Genomic DNA, 6,111 nt, shown 5'->3' with positions numbered 1-6,111 from the left:
ATCAAGCGCCAATAACGCCGAGGCGTGGGCCGCGAGCGAATCCGACAATGCCAGCCAGACCGGTCAGCATCAACGGTAGCGACATCGGCACGGGTACCGCGGCCTGCGTCACGCTGACGCTCATCTGAAAGGGATAGCTGGTGGAGGAGGACCAATAGCTGCCGTCCCACTCGGCCCAAGCATTGGCGCTGCCGTCGTCGGTAGCCTGGAAAGACCAGTCGGTAGCGCCGGTGACATTGCTTAGTACCACCCAATAGGTGGTGTTGGCGGTAAGGGAGAAATCGCCCGCCAAAAACGTCGTGGCTGCCAGACTGGACGAATAGGCACCGCTCAGCGTTAAGGTCGCCAGCGCTTGAGACGGCGCCGAATAGGCGTCGGAATAGAGGCTAACCGAAGTTCCCTGATCGAGACTGGAAATCAGCAAACTTATCGAATCCAGCAAGTAAGCCTGATTGTCGGTGCTAAAACTTTGCGCTTCCCAAGTACTACCGCTGACGGTTATTGTTCCGCCGGAATCGGCTGCCAAATTTTCGCCGAATCCAGAGGCCTGCACCGGCGCCGCACCCGAAATCCAGAACGCGGCCGCAACCGGCAACACCCATGTCGTATTTGTTCCAACCATTTGATTATCCTATTATTTAATATTAAAAATCCGCTTTCCCTTTGTTGCGGACTGATAATAGGCGTATCAAAGGTTAATAGACGTAAACCGGCGTAAAATATTGTAAATCTTTATAAAACGCCCAATTTCAGGCCGGAGTCGCCAGGCGCGAGCCAATAACTCTTGAATCACGCCAGCCAATCCCAGTCGCTGAAACACGCCGCCTGTCCGTAAGGCCGGCCCTCGCCGTCCAGCACGTTCCAAACCACCGCGCCGCGTATCATGAAACGCCGGCCGGATTTGGCGATGCGCACGCCGGCATAATCGTCGATATAGCCTTGCCGGGCGACTTTGGCCAGCAAGCGCTCGCGTTCCTCGCGGTTGACCGGTTCGGCGGAGAATCGCGACGGCATGCCGACCAATTCTTGCCAAGTCAATTCGAACAATCCCAAGGCTTTGCGGTTGGCGTAGTTGAACAGCGGATCGGGATCGGTGTTGTGCGACAGCAAGGCGAAGTCGGCTTCGTAAACCACCCGTCCAAAATCGTCGCCGACCGCGTCCAGCAACGGCTTGCCAAGCAAGCGCCGATAGCTGTCCAACAGCAACTCAATGTGGGCTTGGTGATAGTGGTTGTCGGGGCCGGGCGGATGCAAATCCAGCATGATCAGTTCTCCGAAAAAGCGGAACGGTCGGGCGAATACAGTTCTTTTTTATAGACGGCCTTGATGCGCTCGCCATCCCAAACATAGCAAAAATGCGCGCCCTGTTTGACCGGCGCCAGCAGCCTGGGCTTGAACACCGCGACGCAGTCGCCTCCGGGATTGCGGACGCTGGCATAGGCCAGGCCATTGCCGCAGGCGTCCCGCACTTGTTTTGCCAACCGCTGGGCGGCGGCGTAAGCACTGGTATCGGCGGCGTAGATTTCCGGCCACTCGGCTTGGCGGCCGCGAATGTCGTGTAAGTCCGCATCCAAATCCGAGGCGTAACTACGCATGTCGATGTCCAGCGGCGCTTGTCGGGTCGCGCTCAGAAAGCGAGCCCGGTGGAAACAGGTTTCGGCGATCGCGGTGTCCAGGTCGTAGGCGGCATAGTAAACGCCGTAGCTGCCGTCGCTAAACCGGCTGCCTTCCGGATTCAGATGGGTGAAGGCCGCCATGATCGGCGTCGTGCCGGGGCCGGCGATCCTGTCCTCCGGCGCAACCAGCCGAATGTCGCCGGCTTGTTCGCGCAAGCGGTCGTTGGTCAGGGCTTCGATCGCGAACACGATGTCCAGATCGGCCGGCGCGGCCACCCGATCGAACAAGCCGTCCGGCGGAAACCGGCTGGGCACCAGCCGCCAGCAGGGCAGCCAGGTAATGCGGTTGACCGCGATCGTCGCCAGATCGATCACGCCTAACCGCGCTGGCCGTCCAGATATTGGCGGACCACGTACAAGTCGGCCACTCGCCCGGACAACATGCGCTGCAAGGCCGATTGGCCGGCGAACGGCGCGGCCTGATTGGCTTGGTGCAGCCACTGATCGGCCGCCTCGGCGCGCGGCAGTAAAATCTGCAGGGCCTTGTAAATGCCGAAAATGTAAGACAAACGCTCCAGCTTGTCGGCGTTCAAACTGGCCGACTCCGGCTGCTTCTTCCATTTGAAATAGGTACTGCGCGAGTCCAATCCCAACAGCAGCATCGCCTGTTCGGCATTGAGTTTCCAAGCCTCGGCAATATTGAAAAAAGTCCGCAACGCCGCACCGGCCACGGCGGCGCTATCGGCGGATAAGGGATTTTGCGCTGGGGCCAACATCAGCCCTCCCGGTTTCGAATAAACTTGAATTGAAAATAAGTCTATATATGGACTTTGTCAAGCGACTGCCGCCGAACGAAAAAGATCGCGTGGAAAAGACCGAAGGCAGAGCGATTCCGTAGCCCAAGTCGGAAACCGCGATACCGTATTCCGAATACGGAGGGATGATCAAAAAGCGGTCATGCCGCGCGCGTTAACTAACGGCGGCAAACCAGCCATATGCCGCCAATGATTGGGTATTTCTGATACCGGATGTAGGGTACGCATCGCGTACCCTTTAAATTTTGATCGTGCGGTTAAGTGCTTTTACCAGATGTAGGGTGGGCAAATTTGCCCACCATTGCAACCCGCGTGGGCACAAAAAGCCGTGCCCGCGCTTGGCTAGACTTGACTTGAGTCTGTCAAATTTGTTTGGGTTCGGACCTCAACTCAACCTACCGTGCTGGCGCCTGCGACTCATCTCGATCGCAGCTTCTGTCGTGATAAATACATACACTTCCTTGTTGGTTTCCGTATTCTGCAGCCTACTAATATGCATTGGCTGAGCGACAACCGAACCAAACAAGTCTCCTTTGGAAAAGACGTCCTGGTACGGGACTAGCTTCTCAAGGTCGCCCCACGTGACTTGGACCAGCATAAAGCTCATGTTCTCTGGCACCCCGGAACCGGCGAATTTTGTCTCAATCTTGGTCTTTGCTTTCCCCCAAATCAGTTCAACCACCTTGTCCCGAGAAGGAGTAGGCCAGCCGGAGATATCTACATTCGAGACTTCAACCAGATGTTGTCGCTCCCCGTCCGAAAGCAGATAGTCAATGCTATTACCATTTGAAAGTCTGTATTCTACCTTGAGCAACCTATAGACGTTACTACTCAACAATTTCGCCAGGACGCAAAGTTCACCGACGTAGCTCTGGATTCTCGACTCGTTGTCGTCAAAGTTGAGAAACAAGTTTTTCATCGTCGAGCGAAACTCACGGCAGAGTGCTGGATCAATGTTCTTCATGATGACGGCGCATTGCGCCTCAATGAATGCTAGATAGTCTACTGCAAAAGGAACACCCTCTTCGGCTTTCCAAATTAGGTCTACCAAGCTGTTCTCGATGTAAAAACTCTCGGAAACAGCTAGTTGTTTTTCATAGAAGGCATATCGAGTTTCAAAACGATTGAATACAAGAGAGATATCTGCTGGAGTTGGATCGAAAAGTTTCATCACGTTTGGAAGAAATTGTTTGAGGTATCTGGAGAAGTCTTCAACGTCAAACTTCGCTTGTCTCTTCTTAGTCATAATTTCCTGGTCAATCTAAGGCGCACCCCAGCGGCCGGAGGTTGCGAACTTGAACGCAGCTCGTGGGTGGTAGAGGCGCTAGCCGAAACCCTTCAAAAATACCATCGATTACGCCAAATCCAATTCAGGATAGATGTCGCCCGCCCAATCTTCCGGGAGAATGCCGCGTTTGACGAAGTCTTCCGCGCTTCTAATTCGATGCCCCCAAAACCGTCTTTGCCGCTTGTGCCCGTTGGGTAAATACCGCGTTCCTGTTTGTGTTCACGGCTTTTGGAAATTCGTTCGCCTTTCGACATATTTAGCTTCGATTGATGGGTTTCGCTTCGCTCGACCCATCCTACTGTCGGCAATCGGCTCACCCCCGGTCATTGGGTAACTCCTATCGGTCGATTGCGAGCATTCACCACCCACTATTCCGACGCAAGAGGCGCGAGTAATACCGCGCTCCTCCTCATCAGCATTCGATCAAATTCACCGCCAGGCCGCCGCGCGAGGTTTCCTTGTATTTGGTTTTCATGTCGGCGCCGGTTTCGCGCATGGTTTTGATGACCTTGTCCAGCGACACGAAATGTTTGCCGTCGCCGCGTAACGCAATTCGCGCGGCGTTGATGGCCTTGACCGAGCCCATCGCGTTGCGTTCGATACACGGCACTTGCACCAGGCCGCCGACCGGATCGCAGGTTAGGCCCAGATTGTGTTCCATGCCGATTTCGGCGGCGTTTTCGACTTGTTCCGGGGTGCCACCCAGTACCTCGGCCAAGGCGCCGGCCGCCATCGAACAGGCCACGCCGATCTCGCCCTGGCAACCGACTTCGGCACCGGACAGCGAAGCGTTTTCCTTGTACAAAATCGCGATCGCCGCCGCCGTCAACAGAAAGCGGATCACGCCGTCTTCGCTGGCGTCCGGGCAAAACCGCCAGTAATAATGCAGCACCGCCGGGATAATGCCGGCCGCGCCGTTGGTCGGGGCGGTGACGACTCGGCCGCCGGCGGCGTTCTCCTCGCTAACCGCCAACGCAAACAGATTCACCCATTCCATGGTACCGACCGGCAGATTCGGCGTCTGGCTGGGAATTTCGCCGGTCAATTGCCGGTGCAGATTGGCGGCACGGCGCTTGACCTTCATGCCGCCCGGCAAAATGCCTTCCTCGTGCAAGCCGCGTTCGACGCAAGCCTGCATCACGTGCCAGATGTTCAGCAATTTAGCGCGGATTTGCTCCTCGCTTTGCCAGGCTTTTTCGTTGCTCAGCATCAGCTCGCTGATCGGCTTGCGGTGGGTGTGGCATAGCTTTAGCAGCGCGGCGCCGGTGCGAAACGGGTAGGGCAAGCGGGTATCGTCGTGGGTCAATTGGTCCAGCGCCGCCGCCGCGTCGGTGACGACGAAGCCGCCGCCGACCGAATAAAAATCCGCTTGGGCCAATTCGGCGCCGTCCGCGTCGAACACGCTGAAGCGCATGCCGTTGGCGTGATAGGGCAGCGCCTTGCGGTGAAACAGCAAGTCGGCTTTTTCGTTAAACGGCAACGGATAACGTTGCAGCAGGTTCAACAGGCCGGTATCGCGGATTGCCGCCAAGCGGGTCGGGATAATCGCCGGGTCGATCAAGTCCGGCGCTTCGCCTTCCAGGCCCAGCATCACCGCCTTGTCGCTACCGTGCCCCTTGCCGGTGGCGCCCAACGAGCCGAACAGCTCGATTTTGACCCGGCGTATCGCCGGCGCGATACCGCGTTGCTCCATGTTGGCGGCAAAGGTCGCCGCCGCCCGCATAGGCCCGACCGTATGCGAACTGGACGGGCCTATGCCGATTTTAAAAATGTCGAAAACGCTGATTGCCATGAAGGTTGCCCGAAATTCGAAAGGAATATCGGCAGTTTACCAATTGCAGCGCAAAACGCCGCGTCGATCGGCATTCTGGGCGGCACCCGACCGGCAAACGGCGGCGAACGGTTTCTCTCTTAGCCGCGAACATCGCACGGACCCCAGACGAATGCGATAATCGCGCCCACCCTTTGCCAAGCATTCGAAGTCCGCGATGACCAACCCAACCGACCCCGCAGCCTTCCTGGCCGCCAGCGAATACATCGACTGGCGGCATCCGGCCGTTTTGGCCCAAGCCGCCGTTTTGGCGGCCGGCGCGGACGGCGATGAAGACATCGCCAAACGCTGCTTCGAATTCGTCCGCGACCGCATCCAACACAGTTGGGATTACCGCAAAAACCCGGTGACCTGCCGCGCCTCCGAGGTTTTAAGCCACGCCACCGGCTATTGTTACGCCAAGAGCCATTTGCTGGCCGCGTTGCTGCGCGCCAACCGAATTCCGGCCGGCTTGTGCTACCAGCGCCTATCTCTAGACGGCGACATTCCGCCGTATTGTCTGCACGGCTTGAACGCGGTGTATTTAACCGACCACGGTTGGTACCGGCTCGACGCGCGCGG

General features: G+C 57.2%; 7 protein-coding genes. 1 reads left to right on the top strand and 6 read right to left on the bottom strand.

The annotated features are described in order from the left end of the window. Nucleotide 1: 1 nt before the first annotated feature. From A1355_RS10355 to A1355_RS10330, 6 genes are all read right to left on the bottom strand, one after another. On the bottom strand, nucleotides 2-622 hold the full coding sequence (locus tag A1355_RS10355; protein ID WP_064027701.1) for a choice-of-anchor R domain-containing protein: 621 nt from the start codon (nucleotides 620-622) through the stop codon (nucleotides 2-4). Nucleotides 623-789: 167 nt separating this feature from the next. Then, nucleotides 790-1,263 (bottom strand): MEKHLA domain-containing protein, encoded by a 474-nt coding sequence (locus tag A1355_RS10350; protein WP_064027699.1) that lies wholly within the window; start codon nucleotides 1,261-1,263, stop codon nucleotides 790-792. A gap of 2 nt (nucleotides 1,264-1,265) precedes the next feature. Further along, complete coding sequence (locus A1355_RS10345; protein WP_231883634.1) at nucleotides 1,266-1,991, bottom strand: RES family NAD+ phosphorylase; 726 nt, start codon at nucleotides 1,989-1,991, stop codon at nucleotides 1,266-1,268. 2 nt (nucleotides 1,992-1,993) lie between these two features. Continuing rightward, nucleotides 1,994-2,392, bottom strand: a complete 399-nt coding sequence (locus tag A1355_RS10340) for an MbcA/ParS/Xre antitoxin family protein (RefSeq protein ID WP_064027696.1) — start codon at nucleotides 2,390-2,392, stop codon at nucleotides 1,994-1,996. 424 nt (nucleotides 2,393-2,816) lie between these two features. Then, nucleotides 2,817-3,677, bottom strand: coding sequence for a hypothetical protein (locus A1355_RS10335; RefSeq protein ID WP_064027694.1), 861 nt, complete (start codon nucleotides 3,675-3,677; stop codon nucleotides 2,817-2,819). Nucleotides 3,678-4,131: 454 nt separating this feature from the next. After that, nucleotides 4,132-5,511: an L-serine ammonia-lyase gene (locus A1355_RS10330; protein WP_064027692.1), complete on the bottom strand. Its 1,380-nt coding sequence runs from the start codon at nucleotides 5,509-5,511 to the stop codon at nucleotides 4,132-4,134. 196 nt (nucleotides 5,512-5,707) lie between these two features. On the opposite strand from A1355_RS10330, the gene A1355_RS10325 reads away from it, so the two are divergent. Beyond that, nucleotides 5,708-6,111: transglutaminase-like domain-containing protein (locus tag A1355_RS10325; RefSeq protein ID WP_197471779.1), on the top strand; the 404-nt coding region annotated here is incomplete at its 3' end.

This window comes from Methylomonas koyamae, from assembly GCF_001644025.1.
GTDB lineage: Bacteria > Pseudomonadota > Gammaproteobacteria > Methylococcales > Methylomonadaceae > Methylomonas > Methylomonas koyamae_A.
The sequence above is the reverse complement of the archived record's forward strand: the minus strand, read 5'-3'. Positions and strand labels throughout refer to the sequence as shown.

Excerpts from the sequence above, each read along its gene's own strand:
- A1355_RS10335 (WP_064027694.1), bottom strand. The coding sequence starts at position 3,677 with ATGACTAAGAAGAGACAAGCGAAGTTTGACGTTGAAGACTTCTCCAGA.
- A1355_RS10355 (WP_064027701.1), bottom strand. The coding sequence starts at position 622 with ATGGTTGGAACAAATACGACATGGGTGTTGCCGGTTGCGGCCGCGTTC.
- A1355_RS10350 (WP_064027699.1), bottom strand. The coding sequence starts at position 1,263 with ATGCTGGATTTGCATCCGCCCGGCCCCGACAACCACTATCACCAAGCC.
- A1355_RS10330 (WP_064027692.1), bottom strand. The coding sequence starts at position 5,511 with ATGGCAATCAGCGTTTTCGACATTTTTAAAATCGGCATAGGCCCGTCC.
- A1355_RS10340 (WP_064027696.1), bottom strand. The coding sequence starts at position 2,392 with ATGTTGGCCCCAGCGCAAAATCCCTTATCCGCCGATAGCGCCGCCGTG.